General features: G+C 64.8%; 14 protein-coding genes. All 14 read left to right on the top strand.

Annotation, left to right across the window (positions count from 1 at the left end):
* Nucleotides 1-4: 4 nt before the first annotated feature.
* The 14 genes from IEX64_RS11355 (at nt 5) to murB (ending at nt 15,536) form a co-directional block, all read left to right on the top strand.
* The gene (locus IEX64_RS11355) at nt 5-349 is read left to right on the top strand and encodes a hypothetical protein (RefSeq protein WP_188819778.1); all 345 of its coding nucleotides are present in this window, start codon (nt 5-7) and stop codon (nt 347-349) included.
* Entirely contained in the window at nt 315-1,130 is an 816-nt protein-coding gene (locus IEX64_RS11350) for a DUF4350 domain-containing protein (protein WP_229710205.1), read from the top strand. The genes IEX64_RS11355 and IEX64_RS11350 overlap by 35 nt, the downstream gene beginning before the upstream one ends.
* A 337-nt stretch (nt 1,131-1,467) precedes the next feature.
* Nucleotides 1,468-1,971 carry a division/cell wall cluster transcriptional repressor MraZ gene (locus tag IEX64_RS11345; protein ID WP_188819777.1) on the top strand — a complete coding sequence of 168 codons (504 nt, stop codon included), beginning with the start codon at nt 1,468-1,470 and terminating at the stop codon, nt 1,969-1,971.
* A gap of 11 nt (nt 1,972-1,982) precedes the next feature.
* On the top strand, nt 1,983-2,954 hold the full coding sequence (gene rsmH, locus IEX64_RS11340) for a 16S rRNA (cytosine(1402)-N(4))-methyltransferase RsmH (RefSeq protein ID WP_188819776.1): 972 nt from the start codon (nt 1,983-1,985) through the stop codon (nt 2,952-2,954).
* Nucleotides 2,951-3,490 carry a hypothetical protein gene (locus IEX64_RS11335; RefSeq protein ID WP_188819775.1) on the top strand — a complete coding sequence of 180 codons (540 nt, stop codon included), beginning with the start codon at nt 2,951-2,953 and terminating at the stop codon, nt 3,488-3,490. Before rsmH ends, IEX64_RS11335 begins: the two co-directional genes overlap by 4 nt.
* 35 nt (nt 3,491-3,525) lie before the next feature.
* On the top strand, nt 3,526-5,265 hold the full coding sequence (locus tag IEX64_RS11330; RefSeq protein ID WP_188819774.1) for a peptidoglycan D,D-transpeptidase FtsI family protein: 1,740 nt from the start codon (nt 3,526-3,528) through the stop codon (nt 5,263-5,265).
* Nucleotides 5,262-6,740: a UDP-N-acetylmuramoyl-L-alanyl-D-glutamate--2,6-diaminopimelate ligase gene (locus IEX64_RS11325; protein WP_188819773.1), complete on the top strand. Its 1,479-nt coding sequence runs from the start codon at nt 5,262-5,264 to the stop codon at nt 6,738-6,740. The genes IEX64_RS11330 and IEX64_RS11325 overlap by 4 nt, the downstream gene beginning before the upstream one ends.
* 2 nt (nt 6,741-6,742) lie before the next feature.
* A complete protein-coding gene (locus tag IEX64_RS11320; RefSeq protein ID WP_188819772.1) occupies nt 6,743-8,224 on the top strand; it encodes a UDP-N-acetylmuramoyl-tripeptide--D-alanyl-D-alanine ligase in 1,482 nt (493 codons plus the stop codon).
* Between the two features lie 17 nt (nt 8,225-8,241).
* Nucleotides 8,242-9,312 (top strand): phospho-N-acetylmuramoyl-pentapeptide-transferase, encoded by a 1,071-nt coding sequence (mraY, locus tag IEX64_RS11315; protein WP_188819771.1) that lies wholly within the window; start codon nt 8,242-8,244, stop codon nt 9,310-9,312.
* A gap of 13 nt (nt 9,313-9,325) precedes the next feature.
* Nucleotides 9,326-10,681, top strand: a complete 1,356-nt coding sequence (gene murD / locus IEX64_RS11310) for a UDP-N-acetylmuramoyl-L-alanine--D-glutamate ligase (protein ID WP_188819770.1) — start codon at nt 9,326-9,328, stop codon at nt 10,679-10,681.
* Nucleotides 10,681-11,877 carry an FtsW/RodA/SpoVE family cell cycle protein gene (locus IEX64_RS11305; RefSeq protein WP_188819769.1) on the top strand — a complete coding sequence of 399 codons (1,197 nt, stop codon included), beginning with the start codon at nt 10,681-10,683 and terminating at the stop codon, nt 11,875-11,877. Before murD ends, IEX64_RS11305 begins: the two co-directional genes overlap by 1 nt.
* Nucleotides 11,874-13,133, top strand: coding sequence for an undecaprenyldiphospho-muramoylpentapeptide beta-N-acetylglucosaminyltransferase (gene murG / locus IEX64_RS11300; RefSeq protein ID WP_188819768.1), 1,260 nt, complete (start codon nt 11,874-11,876; stop codon nt 13,131-13,133). The genes IEX64_RS11305 and murG overlap by 4 nt, the downstream gene beginning before the upstream one ends.
* An 88-nt stretch (nt 13,134-13,221) precedes the next feature.
* Entirely contained in the window at nt 13,222-14,643 is a 1,422-nt protein-coding gene (gene murC / locus IEX64_RS11295; RefSeq protein ID WP_188819767.1) for a UDP-N-acetylmuramate--L-alanine ligase, read from the top strand.
* Entirely contained in the window at nt 14,640-15,536 is an 897-nt protein-coding gene (gene murB, locus IEX64_RS11290; protein ID WP_188819766.1) for a UDP-N-acetylmuramate dehydrogenase, read from the top strand. Before murC ends, murB begins: the two co-directional genes overlap by 4 nt.
* The last annotated feature ends 54 nt before the right edge of the window (nt 15,537-15,590 follow it).

Below are 15,590 nucleotides of genomic sequence, written 5' to 3'. Positions count from 1 at the left end.
TCAGATGATCGAGCCCATCAAGACTCCGCAGCACTATGCGTCTCCGGGCGCCCGCGAACTGCGTGCGCAGGCTGTGCACCGCCTGCAAGTAGGGCTGTTCGGCCTGTGCGCGATGCTTCTGCTGGTCGGCCTTGCCAATATCATCATGGACCGCGCAAGGCTGGCCGACAGCGAAGATCCTATTCGCGAAGTCGTGGCTGCCGATTCCAAGCCGAAGAAGCAGGCTACCGATCCGCTGGCCGATATCGGTGTGGTCCCGGCATCCGAGCCGAGCCCGACGCCGAAGCCGACGGTCGCCACAACGCCGAATCCCCGTGACCTGGCCGATCCGCTGGCGCCCCGCCAGTAAGTCGCTCCTTGCCTGTCTGGCTCCGGTGCTGCTCGCTGCATGCGGGCAGGGCGGCGCCTCGCAGGCAGACAAGGGCGATGCATATACCCTGGGGCTGTACACCAGCCTGCCGATTGCCTGGAACGAGAGCGCTGACATCGGCAGCCTCCTGGCGTCCGACGGTCCGGTTCACTGGGCCTTGCCGGTCCTGAAGTCGCATGGGGAATTCGTTCCCCTCGATACGCTGGCGGCTTCTGACGGAACGTTGCCGTTGCCGCAGGACGCGACGCTGGTAATCGCACAGCCGCGCCCGCTATCGCCGCAGGAGAACGTCGCGCTAGATGACTGGGTGCGCGAGGGCGGGCATGTGCTGCTGCTGGCCGATCCGATGCTGACTGCGGACTCGGCGTTTGCGCCCGGCGATCCGCGCCGGCCGCAGGATATTGCCATGCTCTCGCCCATTCTGGCCCGATGGGGGCTTGAACTGGAGTTCGACGAGGCTCAGGAGGCGGGAGAGCACGCAGTCTCCGTTGATGGCGTTGCCTTGCCGGTGAACCTTTCGGGGCGTTTCCGCCTTTTGGGGAAATCCGGAGAGGGCGCTGCATCGGGGAAAGGTGGGGATGCAGTCGCGACCTGTTTCCTCGAGGCGGAAGGACTGCTGGCCGACTGCCAGTCGGGTCAGGGACGCGTCATTGCCGTGGCCGATGCGGCCTTTCTCGAAAACCCTTTGGATTCGAAGGGGGTAGCAGCAGGGAAGGCGGCGCTGGAAGACCTGCTCCATCGAACGAGAATGGGGATGTGAAGGGATCGGTCGGTCCAAAATGGGGATATTTTGGGATTGGCTGGAAATTCTAATTAGTCACTGAAATTAAAAGGGAAAATTCAGACCTCGTGATATGCGAATTCTGTAATGAACTGAAAGAGCGAACTGCAGGGTAATCGGTTTGGTGGATAAATTCCCATCTTTCCCCACATTTCCCTTTTATCCCTAAATTTCCCGTTATAAGAATACAGCCAATCGAAATGGCTGAGTCTCGCCGCGTCCCTTGTGTGGATGCGGAACCCTTCCGTGCGGGTCTGCGGCGGGGCGCGGGGTCGGTCGTTCTCGGGACGATGACCTAAGGGGTGAAACGGGGCGCATGGCTGGGCAGCCAGTATCTTATCACGGGCAGGGCTTCTCGCTTCTTCGCGACAAGAACCGCTTCGTGCTGCCGAGCTCGCTTCGCGCCAAGGTGCGTGAATCCAGCGGCAAGGACGTGCTGTGCCTCGCGAAGTTCCCCGACTGGAAGTGCCTTGTCGGCTTCGGTCTTTCGCGGATCGATGAGTTCGAGGCCGAACTGGACCGCGAGCAGGCGCGCGCCGATGCCGCCGGGCGCCCTTTCAACCGCGTGAAGCAGGCGATGGCTCTCTACACCTTCCAGGAAGTGCCTTTCGATGGCAGCGGCCGCTTCGTCATGCCCGACGGAATGGCGCGCCTCGCCAACATCGGCGACCAGGTCTACTTCCAGGGCGTCGGCAACGTCATCACGATCTGGAACCCCGAAGAACTCTACAAGGAATCCGAGGATCCCGTGCTCGAAGGCGCGATCGAGATCTGCCGCTCGATGGCCGAAGCCGAACTCGCCAAGGCCAAGAAGAAGTGAGCGGTGCTGGCATGCACGAGGGTTCGCCCCATATTCCCGTCCTGCTCGACGAGGTGGTCTCTGCGTTGGAGATCGAGCCCGGCGATGTCATGGTCGACGCGACGCTCGGTGCGGGCGGCTACACCCGCCGCCTGCTCGATGCCGGCGCGACGGTTCATGCTTTCGATCGCGATCCCGATGCGATTGCGGCGATTCGTGCCAATCCTTCGAAATGGCCTGAACTGGAGTGCGACCCGCCCCGTCTGGTTCTGCACCCCCGCCGTTTTTCGGAGATGGTCGAAAGCCTTGCCGAGATCGATGTCGACAAGGTCGACGGCGTGGTGATGGACATCGGCGTCTCGTCGATGCAGCTCGACCAGGCCGAGCGCGGCTTCGCCTTTGCGTCCGACGGTCCTCTCGACATGCGCATGAGCCAGGAAGGGCCGTCAGCTGCCGACTTCCTCAACGAGGCGGATGAAGCCGAGATCGCGGACGTGCTCTACCTTTATGGCGAAGAGCGCCAGTCGCGCCGCGTTGCCCGCGCGATCGTCGCTGCCCGGCCGCTGGAGACGACCGGGGAACTGGCGCGGGTGGTGCGCAAGGCGCTGGGCTACCGGCCCGGTGCGCCCAAGGATCCGGCGACGCGCAGCTTTCAGGCGATCCGCATCCACGTAAACGGCGAACTCGACGAGCTCGATGCGGGCCTGATGGGCGCGGAGACGGTGCTGCGTTCAGGTGGCCGTCTGGCGGTGGTCTCGTTTCACAGCCTCGAAGACCGCAAGGTCAAGCGCTTCCTGCGCGATGCCAGCGGTGCGGGGCAGACGACCTCACGGCACCTCCCGCAAGTCGCAGCCGACCATCCCGCGACCTTCACCTGCGTTTCCAAGGCGATCCGTCCCGGCGAAGCCGAACTCGCCGTGAACCCCCGTTCCCGCTCCGCAACCCTGCGCAGTGCGGTGCGTACCGATGCCCCGGCCCGAGATACCCACAGGAGTGCCGCATGAACCTGACAAGCGACCGTATTCGTTCGATTGGATGGGTCTCTGTGCTGCTGTTGTGCGGCGCGCTGACGATCGCGCTCATGCTGCGGGTCAACGCGGTGAAGAGCCAGGTCTACGACGCCGAAAAGCGCATCGTCTGGGTGCAGCAGGACATCGACTTCCTGCAGACCGAGTTCCAGACCCGCTCCAACCAGCAGGCGCTCAAGCAGCTCAACGATCTCGAGTTCGGGTACAAGGCCCCTGTTGCAGGTCAGTACATCGAAGGTGAGCGTCAGCTTGCCGCGCTCGGCAAGGCCGCTGGGCCCGGCGCTCCGCAGCCGATCCTGTTTGCCAATGCCGAAAAGGCAGATGCGCAAAGCTCCGGTTCTTCGCTTCTGGCGATGGTGTCTCCGATATCGGGCGCCACGGCGGCAGCCATGCCTGAAGCCGGTGCAAGGGAAAGCGAACAGAGCAAAGCCGAGCGCGAAGACCTGGCACGCGATGCCGACGCGCTCGGCAAGCGTCTGGCCCGGATCGAAGTGGCGGAGGCTGCGCAGTAGTGAACGCTCCGGCATTTGCGATAGGGTCGATCCCCATGACCGTCGCGACGGGGCGGTGCAAGCTGGTGAATATCCGGCAGCGCACGCTGCTGGTCGCCAAGTTGCGTACGCTTTGGGTGCTCGGCGTGTTCGTCCTCGTCGCGATCGGGGCATTCACGCGTATCGGCTATCTGGGCGCGACCGGGGCGACGACGCATCGCGGCGAGCTGGGTGCTTCGCTAGTGCCGGACCGCGGAGAGATCGTCGATCGCAACGGCGTCGCGCTGGCGCGTGACTTCCGCGTCTATTCGCTGTGGTTCAACCCCGAGGCGATGACCGAGGGGGCGCCGCTGATCCATTCGCCCGAGGAAATCGCCGACGGCCTGCTGCGCATCTTCCCCGATCTCGATCGGCGCGAAGTCTTGGAGCAGCTCGCGTCGGGCAAGCCGGGCTATCTTCGCCGCTCGATCCTGCCGGAAGAGGCGAACCGGGTGCACGCGCTGGGCGAGCCGGCGCTGGAATACCCCCGCGAGACGACGCGTTTCTACCCGCAGGGCTCCTTGGCCGCGCATGTGCTCGGCTACGTCGACAGCGACGGCAAGGGCCACATCGGCATGGAGCAGGTCTTCAACAAGCAGTTGACCGGCATGGACGGTCGCACCCATCCTTCGGTGCTCTCCATCGACTTCCGTGTTCAGAGTGCGCTGGAAGACGAACTGAGCAAGGCCATGACACTGAGCCAGGCCAAGGGCGCGGGCGGTGTCGTTCTCGACGTGGATACCGGCGAAGTGCTGGCTCTTGCGTCGCTGCCTTCGTTCGATCCCAACCATGTCCAGCCCGAAGACATGATGGTCAGCGATGCCGAGGCACGGCAGGGCGAAGTCCCGCGGGGCTTCAACCGCGTGACCAACCAGGTTTACGAACTGGGCTCCACCTTCAAGCCGATCACTGTGGCGGCTGCGCTCGATGCCGGCACGATCACCGATCTGGGGCGCCGCTGGCCGGCTACGCCGCTCCATGTCGGCCGGTTTACCATTCACGATGACCACAGCTACGGTTCGACGCTGAACGCACCGCAGGCGCTCATCCATTCCTCGAACATCGTAATGTCCGAGATTGCCGATGAGCTGGGGGGGGTACGCCTCAAGAAGACGATGGAATCGCTCGGGATGAACGAGCGTCCCTCGGTCGAGCTGCCCGCGCGCGGCTTTCCGATCTGGCCCACCGGCAAGTGGCCGCGGCTGCGCACCATGACGGTGTCGTACGGGCATGGCATTGCCGTGACCCCCATGCACCTTGCCTCGGCCTATGCCGCGCTGGTCAATGGCGGCATCTGGCGCCCGGCGACGCTGGAAAAGCTCGATCCGTCCGAAGTGCCTGCCGGTCGCCGCGTGTTCACGGCAGCGACGAGTGCGCGCATCCGCCAGTTACTGCGCATGATCGTGAAGTTCGGTACTGGACGGAAAGCGGCTGCTCCCGGCTTCCGCATCGGCGGCAAGACGGGGTCGGCCGAAAAACCGGGCGTGGGCGGCTACCGCCGGCATGCCCTGATCACGACCTTCGCCGCCGCCTTCCCGATGGATCGCCCGCGCTATGTGGTTGTCGCTATGATGGACGAGCCGCAGGGTACCCCGGCGACGTCCTACCAGCGCACGGCGGCATGGAATGCGGCGCCGGCCATCGGTCGCCTTGTTCCCCGCATCGGGCCGCTGCTCGGAATCATGCCTGACGAGACGCGCGATATCGATATTTCCGACCTCAAGCCGCTGATCCCGCAGGAAGTGAGCGAAGAATGAAGCTGTCCACTCTCTGTGCGGCCGCCGGGATCTCTTTCGACGGTCCGGACGCGAATGTGACCGGCTTTGCGATCGACCATCGCAAGGTCGCGCCGGGGACCGTGTTCGGTGCCTTTCGTGGCGCGCGCTTCAACGGTGAGGACTTCATTGCCGCCGCCATCGAAGCCGGTGCGGTCGCCGTGGTGGCAGTGCCCGAGGCGACGGTGAATGGTGCGTTGCACTTCGCCGACGCCGAACCGCGACGCCTGTTTGCCCAGCTGGCGGCTCCGTTCTTCACGCCGGTTCCCGAGACGCTCGTGGCGGTGACGGGGACCAACGGCAAGACTTCGACTGTCGAGCTGACCCGCCAGCTTTGGCGCATGGCTGGCCACCGCGCCGCCTCGATAGGGACGCTGGGCATCACCACCAGCGATGAAAGCGTCTCGACCGGCCTGACCACGCCCGACATCGCGACTTTCCTCGCCAACCTCACCGGCCTGGCACGCGAAGGCGTCACCCATGTCGCTTACGAGGCGTCGAGCCACGGGCTGTCGCAGTATCGCATCGAAGGCCCGCGGGTAGCCGCCGGAGCGTTCACCAACCTCAGCCGCGATCACCTCGACTATCACGCGACGATGGAAGACTACTTCGCCGCCAAGATGCGCCTTTTCGACGAGGTCGTTTCCGATGGCGGCGCGGCGGTGATCTGGGCCGACGATACATGGTCGGGCAAGGCGATTGCCCATGCCCGGTCGCGGGGCCTGAAGCTCTTTACGGTGGGTGAAAAGGGTGAGGGTATCAAGTTGCTCGGCCGCACGCCGGGTGGTCTGGGACAGAAGCTGGAGATCGAGCACGCCGGCAAGACGCGCACCATCGACCTGCCGCTCATCGGCGCTTATCAGGCCGCCAACGCGCTCGTGGCGGCGGGTCTCCTCCTGGCGACCGGCGGCGATGCCGATGCCACCTTCGATGCCATGAAGCGGCTGGTCACGGTGCGCGGGCGTCTTGAGCGTGCCGCAATTTCTTCGGTCGGCGCGCCGATTTATGTGGATTACGCGCATACCCCCGATGCGCTCGAAGCCGCGATTGCGGCACTACGTCCGCATGTGGCCGGGCGGCTGATCGTCGTGTTCGGCGCCGGCGGGGATCGCGACAGGGGCAAGCGCCCGGAAATGGGCCGTATGGCAAGCGAAGGGGCGGATATCGCCATCATCACCGATGACAATCCGCGTGGTGAGGATCCGGCAGCAATCCGCACGATGGTGCTCGATGGCATGACCGCAATGGCCGCCGAAGGCTGGGCGCGCGAGGTTGGCGACCGCCGCGAAGCCATCGGAGCTGCCATTGCCGAGGCCGGGGAAGGGGACATCGTCCTCATCGCCGGCAAGGGGCACGAACAGGGGCAGATTATCGGCAGTGGCGACAATGTCCGCGTGTTGCCGTTCGACGATGTTACCGTAGCCAGGGAAATGGCTGGCACGCTGGGAGGTAAGTGACGATGAACGCTCTGGCTCGCATTCTCGACTGGCCGGTTGAAGTCGAAGAGGAAGGCTCGCACGTCCTGTGGGATGCCATTGCAATTGCCCGTGCGGTAAAGGGCACGGCCAAAGCCGACTTCACCGTCACTGGCGTCGAGATCGACAGCCGCGACGTGCAGCCGGGCGACTTGTTCTTTGCCCTGAAGGGTGAAAGCACCGATGGTCACCGCTTCGTCGAGATGGCCTTCGCCAAGGGCGCGGCGGCGGTCGTCGTCGACCGGCCCGTCGATGGCCCGCACGTTCTCGTCAACGACACCATGGACGCGCTCGTCCGTCTCGGGGCTGCCGCCCGTGCCCGCACGCGCGGGCCGGTAATCGGTGTTACCGGTTCGGTGGGCAAGACCGGCGTCAAGGAAATGATCTTCACCGCACTCGACCGGGCTAGCCGCGGCGATGCGCACCGTTCGGTCAAGAGCTACAACAACCATGTCGGCGTGCCGCTGAGCCTCGCTCGTACACCGAGCCGTACGCGCTTTGCCGTCTTCGAGATGGGCATGAACCACGCGGGCGAAATAGCCGATCTTACCCGGCAGGTGCGCCCGCACGTCGCGGTGATCACGACGATTGCGCCCGCCCACATCGAGATGCTCGGCTCCGAAGAGGCGATCGCGGATGCCAAGGCTGAGATTTTCCAGGGGCTCGAGCCCGGCGGTTCAGCCGTCATCCCGGCCGATAGCGCGCATTTCGAGCGGCTGCGCGAAGCTGCACTCGCCTGCGGGGCGACTGTCGTCTCGTTCGGCAAGGCCGCCGATGCCGATGTGCGCCTGCTCGACACGGTTCCGGCCATCGGTGGCGGGTCGCTGATCACGGTCGACATGGGCGACCGCCGCGTTTGCTACACGATCGCCACGCCCGGTGAGCACCACGTAATCAATTCGCTGGCCGTCATGGCCGCGGTCCGCGCCGTGAAGGGCGATCTGGGCGCAGCCGGTGTCGCGCTTGCCGAAATGGGCGGCCTGCCCGGACGCGGCGCGCGGCTTGAAATCGACGTGCCCGGCGGCGAACCGGACGAGGATGACCTGCGCAAGGCGCTGCTGATCGACGAGAGCTACAACGCCAATCCCGCCTCGATGCGCGCGACGCTGGCGCAACTGGGCCGCACCCCGGCGCGGCGCCGGATCGCGGTGCTCGGCGCGATGAAGGAACTCGGCAGCCACGGCCCCGGATACCACGCGGCGCTCTCCGCTCCGCTCCGCGAAGCCCACGTCGACTATGTGATTCTGGTCGGCGAGGAGATGACCGCTCTGGCCGAGGAATTGGGGAAATCCGCCGCTTCGGAGCTTGGCAAAACGCCGCCCTTCGCCCATTGCACGAATGTGGGGGAAGCTGTCGATGCCTTGCGCGCATTCGGCCTTGAGCGGGACGATGCCATCCTGGTCAAAGGCTCGAATTCGGTAGGGCTTGCTTCTCTCGTGACGGCGCTAAGCAAGCAGGAAGGGTAGGGGAACACCCCGGCAAAATGCTGTATCTCATTGCAGAGTGGATGAATTACGAGGGTCTGGCCAACCTCTTTCGCTACCAGTCGTTCCGCTCCGGCGCGGCGCTGATGACGGCCTTGATCATCGGGCTCCTGATCGGTCCGAAGTTCATCAACATGTTGCGCGTACGCCAGGGCAAAGGACAGCCGATCCGGGAGGACGGCCCGCAATCGCACCTCGCCAAGCGCGGCACGCCGACGATGGGCGGGCTGATGATCCTGACGGCGCTGGTTCTGTCCATGCTGCTGTTCATGGACATGTCCAATCCGTTCGTCTGGGCTTGTGTCGCGGTGACGGTCGGCTTCGGCGCCATCGGCTTCATGGACGACTACGACAAGGTCTCGAAGAGCAGCCACAAGGGGCTGTCGGGCAAGGTGCGCCTGCTGCTCGAGTTCTTCGTGGCGGGCGTTGCCGCGTGGATCATCGTCAGCCAGCTCAATACGAACCTCTATGTGCCGTTCCTGTCGGGCCGCTATATACCGCTGGGGCCGGTCTACTACGTCTTTGCTGCCTTCGTGATCGTGGGCGCAGGCAATGCCGTGAACCTGACCGACGGGCTCGATGGTCTGGCGACGATGCCGGTGATCATTGCGGCCGGTACCTTCGCGATCATCTGCTACCTTGCAGGCCGCGTCGACTACGCCACCTACCTCGGCATCCCGCACGTGCCGCGTGCGGGTGAACTGGCGATCTTCTGTGCGGGGATCATGGGGGCGGGGCTTGCCTTCCTGTGGTTCAACGCGCCGCCTGCTGCGGTCTTCATGGGCGATACCGGCTCGCTTGCGCTCGGCGGCGCGCTGGGCGCGATTGCCGTCGCCGCGCACCACGAGATCGTGCTGGCCATTGTCGGCGGGCTCTTCGTGCTCGAGGCGGTGTCGGTGATTATCCAGGTCTTCTGGTTCAAGCGGACCGGACGCCGCGTGTTTCGCATGGCGCCGATCCATCACCACTTCGAACAGAAGGGCTGGAAGGAATCGACCGTCGTCATTCGTTTCTGGATCATCTCGATCGTTCTCGCGGTGATCGGCCTCTCCACCCTGAAGCTGCGATAGGAGTTCGCGGCGCGTGATCGTCTCTCCTGTCTTTGCCGGAAAGCGCTACGCGGTCCTTGGTCTGGCCCGATCGGGTCAGGCTGCGGTCGCGACGCTGGTTTCCAGCGGGGCGCACGTGATGGCGTGGGACAGCCGGGACGAACCGCGTCAGGGCCTGTGCGAGTGGGTCGATTGCGGCAAGGTGGACCTCGCGGACCCGGTGACTGCCGATCTCTCCGGCTACGACGGCATCGTCGTGTCGCCGGGCATCCCGATCAACCGCCATCCCATTGCGGAAGTGGGCAAGCAGGCGGGCGTGCCGGTGATCGGCGACATCGAACTGTTCGCGCTGGCCCGAGACAGCCTGCCAGCCCATCGCGTAGTGGGCATAACCGGAACCAACGGCAAGTCGACCACGACTTCGTTGGTGCACCATATCCTCACCGAGGCCGGTGTGCCGGCGCGGGTGGGCGGCAACATCGGTGTTCCGGTCCTGAGTGCGGATCCGCTCCCTGAAGGCGGCGTTTATGTGCTCGAACTGTCGAGCTACCAGATCGACCTGACCTACTCGCTCGACTGCGAGGTCACCGCGCTGCTGAACATCACGCCGGACCATCTCGACCGCTACGGCAGTTTCGAGGACTACGCCGCATCGAAGGGGCGGCTGTTCGAGATGCAGGGCAAGGATCATTGCGCCGTGTTCGGCATGAGCGACCGCGAAACGCGCTCGCTGGCCAGGATCGAGGCGGCGCGCCGCGAAACGGGTACGGTGCGTCTGGTTGATGGCAGCAATCTCGCGGAGATGCAGCGCGACTGGCCCTCGTTGCAGGGACCGCACAACCTCCAGAATGCCGCTGTGGCCGTCGCCATTGTCGAGGCGCTTGGGATTACGAAGGCGCAGTGGAAGAAGGCCCTGCGCAATTTCCGCGGTCTGCCGCATCGCATGGAGCGCGTGGCCGAGGCCGACGGGGTGGTCTACATCAACGACAGCAAAGCTACCAACCCGGCATCAGCCGCGCCGGCCATTGCCGCGTTTCCGCCCGATCCGAAGCCGCGCATCCACTGGATCGTCGGCGGTCTGCCCAAGGGCGACGACCTCGACGAGTGCGCGCCTTATTTCGGCAACATTGCGGCGGCCTATACCATCGGCGATGCCGGGCCGCGCTTTGCCGAGATCCTTTCGCCCCATACGCGCGTCTTCCGGTCGGAGATGATGGCCGAAGCGATCCGTCAGGCGATGACCGAGGCCAAGCCCGGTGATATCGTCATGCTCTCTCCCGCTTGCGCGAGCTTCGATCAGTTCCGCGATTTCGAGGCGCGAGGGCAGGCCTTCCGTCAGATCGTCGAGGCGCTGCTCGCGCCGGATGACGAACAGGAGGTGGAGGTCTGATGGCCAGCGTGGCCCATACCCACGGCTCCGTGGCAAGCCGCTACAACCGCAACCGGCGCGGCCGTCTGGCCGTGTGGTGGCAGGAAATCGATCGCGGGACGCTGATCCTCGTGCTGATCCTCATGGCGATCGGCGCGGTGGCGGTTGCGGCCAGTTCGCCTGCCAGCGCGAAGCGGCTTTCCACCGCAAACGAGAAGCTGCCGGGGCTCTACTTCTTCTACCTGCACATGCGTTGGCAGTTGCTGGGGCTCGGGGCCCTTTTCTGGGCATCGAGCCTTACCAAGGACAACGCGCGGCGTTTCGGCATCCTGCTCGGCGGGACCATGCTGGCCGCGCTGGTGCTGGTCCCGGTCATCGGTTCCGAAGTGAACGGTGCGCGGCGCTGGCTGCGCTTCGGTTTCTCGCTGCAGCCTTCGGAGTTTCTCAAGGCCGGCTATCCGATCCTGCTGGCGTGGATCCTCTCGTGGCGTGCGCGGGATCAGCAGATTCCGGTCGTCGCGATCTGCTTCGGCCTCATGGGCATGCTCGCCGTATTGCTGATGCTGCAACCCGACTTCGGCTCGACCATGCTGTTTTCGGGTACGTTCCTTGTGCTGATCCTGCTTTCGGGGATCGATGTGAAGCGGCTCGGTGCGTTCTTCGGGGTCGGCCTTGTCGGCATCGTCCTCATGTATTTCACCTATGACAACGGCCGGAACCGCATCGACAACTTCCTGTTCGGCGGCACCGCGTTCGACCAGGTGGACCTCGCCCAGCGCACTCTGCTCAACGGCGGTTGGACCGGGCTCGGCTTCTGGATGGGCTCGCGCAAGATGGCGCTGCCCGAAGCGCATACGGACTATATCTTTTCGGTGATCGGCGAGGAGTTCGGGCTGCTCGCCTGCATGGTCATCGTCATGCTCTATCTGGCGGTCCTGGTCCGTGTGATCCTGCGGCTGGTGGAAGAGGAAGACCTGTTCACAGTGCTGGCCGCTTCCGGCTTTGCCGCGCAGTTCGGTGGGCAGGCCTTCATCAACATTCTCGTCAACCTGCAGCTCTTCCCGTCGAAGGGCATGACTTTGCCGCTGATCAGCTATGGCGGTTCGTCCACTGTGGCGATGTGTCTGTGCATGGGGCTGCTGCTGGCGATCACGCGACGCAATCCGTTCATCCAGCGCGAGAAGTTTTCGCTACGCGCTATGGGAGACACGCAATGAGCCCGGTTTCGCGCCACTACGTTCTCGCGGCAGGCGGAACTGGCGGGCACCTTATTCCCGCCTTCGCGCTGGCCGCCGAACTCCACCAGCGCGGCCATCACGTCGCGCTGATCACCGACGAGCGCGGAGCGGCGATCCCGGGGAAGCCGGACTACCTCACCTCGCATATCCTGCCGCCGGGCCGAATCGCGGGCAAGAACCCGCTGGGCTGGCTCAAGGGGCTGCGCGGTATCCTGCAGGGCCGCTCGATGGCGCTGCGCCTGTTCGACAGCTTCAAGCCGACCGCAGTCGTCGGCTTTGGCGGCTATCCCGCCATGCCGACGATGCTCGCAGCGACGTCCGCCAAGCTGCCGATCGTCCTGCACGAACAGAACTCGGTGCTCGGCCGGGTCAATCGCTACTTCGCGGGCAAGGTCGACGCGATCGCTACCGCGTTCGAAGAAGTGGACCGGCTCGATCCCAAGCATGACGGCAAGGTCACGCTCGTCGGCAATCCGGTGCGCGACGAGGTGCTGGCTCTGCGCGATCAGCCTTTTCCGGAATTCGCCGAGGACAGCCTGTTCCGCATTCTCGTGACTGGCGGCAGCCAGGGTGCGCGCGTGCTTTCGCAGGTCATTCCCGAAGGGCTGGCCATGCTGCCGCCGACCTTGCGTTCGCGCCTGCAGGTGATCCAGCAGTGCCGTCCGGAAGACATTGACGCTGTGCGTCAACGCTATGCCGTGCACGGTATTCCCGCCGAGCTTGCGACTTATTTCGAGGACATGGCCGAGCGGCTCGCTTCGGCGCACCTGTTCATCGGCCGCGCAGGCGCCTCGACGATTGCCGAACTGACCGTGGTCGGCCGGCCTGCCATCCTGATCCCGCTGCCCTATGCGATGGACGATCACCAGTCTGCGAACACCCGCGAGATCGTCGCTTCGGGCGGTGCTCGCGTGATCCGTCAGCCGGCGGTGACGACCGAAGATCCCGAGCGCTATCGCGGCGATGGCAAGAATGCGCTGCTCAAGGAGCAGGAAGAGATCTTTCACAAGATGGCCAAAGATGTCTGCCTGCAGATACAGGCCATTGCCAAGAACCCGCAGACGCTGGGCAACGCTGCCCATGCCGCGTGGAACTGCGGCTATCCCAAGGCCGCGAGCGATCTCGCCGATCTGGTGGAAAGCTTTGGCGCGGCACCGATCATGGATGTGATCCGCATGGAAAAGACTGCCCCGGCTATGGGCGGCGAGGCGCTGGCGAAGGAACCGGCGCAGTGATCCTTGGACGAGCTCAGGATAAGCGCGCCTTCGTGCGCTGCGATATTCCTCCGCTCATGCTGAGCCTGTCGAAGCATGGAGTTCAGCGGTGAAGGGCGTCGGCACTGATATCGGCACGATCCACTTTGTCGGCATCGGCGGCATCGGCATGTCCGGCATTGCCGAGGTCATGCATAACCTGGGCTACTCGGTGCAGGGCTCGGACATCGCCGAGGGCTATGTCGTCGAAGGTCTGCGCGATCGCGGCATCAAGGTGATGATCGGCCATTCGGGCGAAAACGTGAACGGCGCGGCGGTCGTGGTTACCTCCACGGCGGTCAAGCGCGACAATCCTGAAGTCGTTTATGCGCTTGAAAACCGCATTCCCGTGGTGCGCCGCGCGGAAATGCTGGCCGAGCTCATGCGGCTCAAGAACACCGTCGCCGTGGCCGGCACGCACGGAAAGACGACGACCACCTCGATGATTGCCGCGCTGCTCGATGCCGGCGGGGTCGATCCCACGGTCATCAATGGCGGCATCATCAATGCCTATGGCTCCAATGCGCGCCTTGGCGAGAGCGACTGGATGGTCGTCGAGGCCGACGAGAGCGATGGGTCCTTCCTGCGGCTCGATGGCACGCTTGCCGTCGTCACCAACATCGATCCCGAACATCTCGATCACTACGGCTCGTTCGGCCGGGTGAAGGAAGCCTTTGTCGAGTTCATCGAGAACGTGCCGTTCTACGGCGCGGCGATGCTCTGCGTCGATCACCCGGAAGTGCAGGCGATCATTCCCAAGGTCCGCGACCGCCGTGTCGTGACCTATGGCTTCTCCGCGCAGGCGGACATTCGCGGCGAGAACGTCACGCCGATCCCCGGCGGCAACCGCTTCGATGTGGCACTGCGCCAGCGCGACGGCTCGTTCCGCCGGATCGAGGGCATCGAACTGCCGATGCCCGGCCGTCACAACGTGCAGAACGCGCTGGCCGCGGTCGGCGTCGCGGTGGAAATGGGCTGCCCCGAGGAGATCATTCAGACCGGCTTCGCCAAGTTCGGCGGCGTGAAGCGCCGCTTCACCAAGGTCGGAGAAGTCGCGCTGGATGGTGGCTCGGTGACGATCATCGACGATTATGGCCATCACCCGGTGGAAATCCGCGCCGTGCTCGCTGCCGCGCGCGAAGGCGTGAAGGGGCGCGTGGTCGCCGTCGTCCAGCCGCACCGCTATACCCGCCTGCGCGATCACATGGAGGACTTCCAGGGTGCCTTCAACGATGCCGACGTCGTCTTTGCAACGCCGGTTTATGCCGCTGGCGAACAACCCATCGAAGGCGTTGATAGCTACGCCATGGTCGAGGGCCTGAAGTCGCGCGGCCACCGCTCGGCGCAGGTCATTTCCGGCCCGGATGAACTGGCCGATCGTCTGGCCGAGACACTGCAGCCCGACGACATGGTCGTGTGCCTCGGCGCCGGCGACATCACCAAGTGGGCCGCAGGCCTCGCCGCTGCCATCAAGGCGCGGAGGGCCGTGTGAGCGCGCAGGCCGTTCTCCCCGCAGTTTCCGGCAAGCTGACGCCGAATGCGCCACTGGCGCCGCTCGTCTGGTTCAAGTCGGGCGGGACCGCGGAATGGCTGTTCGAGCCCAAGGATGTGGCGGACCTGCGGCAGTTCCTTCGCGAGCTCGATCCGTCCGTTCCGGTCATGGCGCTGGGGCTCGGTTCCAACATGATCGTGCGCGATGGCGGCGTGCCGGGCGTGGTCGTACGTCTGGGCAAGCCTTTTGCCAAAGTGGACAAGGTCGCCGATCTCACGCTCGCATGCGGCGGCGGGGCCTCGGGTATTCTCGTGTCCTCGACCGCGCGGGACAACGGCATTGCCGGCGTCGAATTCCTGCGCTCGATCCCCGGCACGGTCGGCGGGTTCGTGCGGATGAATGGCGGTGCCTATGGCGGTGAGGTCAAGGACATCCTGATCGACTGCGACGTGGTGCTGCGCGACGGATCGCTGGTGACGCTGCAGAACGCCGACCTCGGCTATACCTATCGCCATTCGGAATTGCCCGAAGGTGCCATTGTCGTGGCCGCGCGCTTCAAGGGGCGCCCCGGCGAGCCGGCAGCCATTCAGGCCGAGATGGACCGCATTTCCGCCAGCCGCGAGGCCTCGCAGCCGCTTCGCAGCAAGACCGGCGGTTCGACCTTCAAGAACCCGGAAGGCCACAAGGCCTGGGAACTGGTCGACAAGGCCGGATGCCGTGGTCTCCAGATGGGCGGCGCGCAGGTTTCGGAAAAGCACACCAACTTCCTCATCAACACCGGCGAGGCCACCAGCGCGGACATCGAAGCGCTCGGCGAGGAAGTGCGCCGCCGGGTGAAGGATAGCGCGGGCATTGCGCTTGAGTGGGAAATTCAGCGGGTGGGGCGGCCATGAGCCCTGCATCACCCCGTTCGTGTCGAGCGAAGTCGAGACACGCAAGAGCCCACG

Origin of the sequence: Novosphingobium indicum (assembly GCF_014645195.1) — a bacterium.
GTDB lineage: Bacteria > Pseudomonadota > Alphaproteobacteria > Sphingomonadales > Sphingomonadaceae > Novosphingobium > Novosphingobium indicum.
The sequence above is the reverse complement of the archived record's forward strand: the minus strand, read 5'-3'. Positions and strand labels throughout refer to the sequence as shown.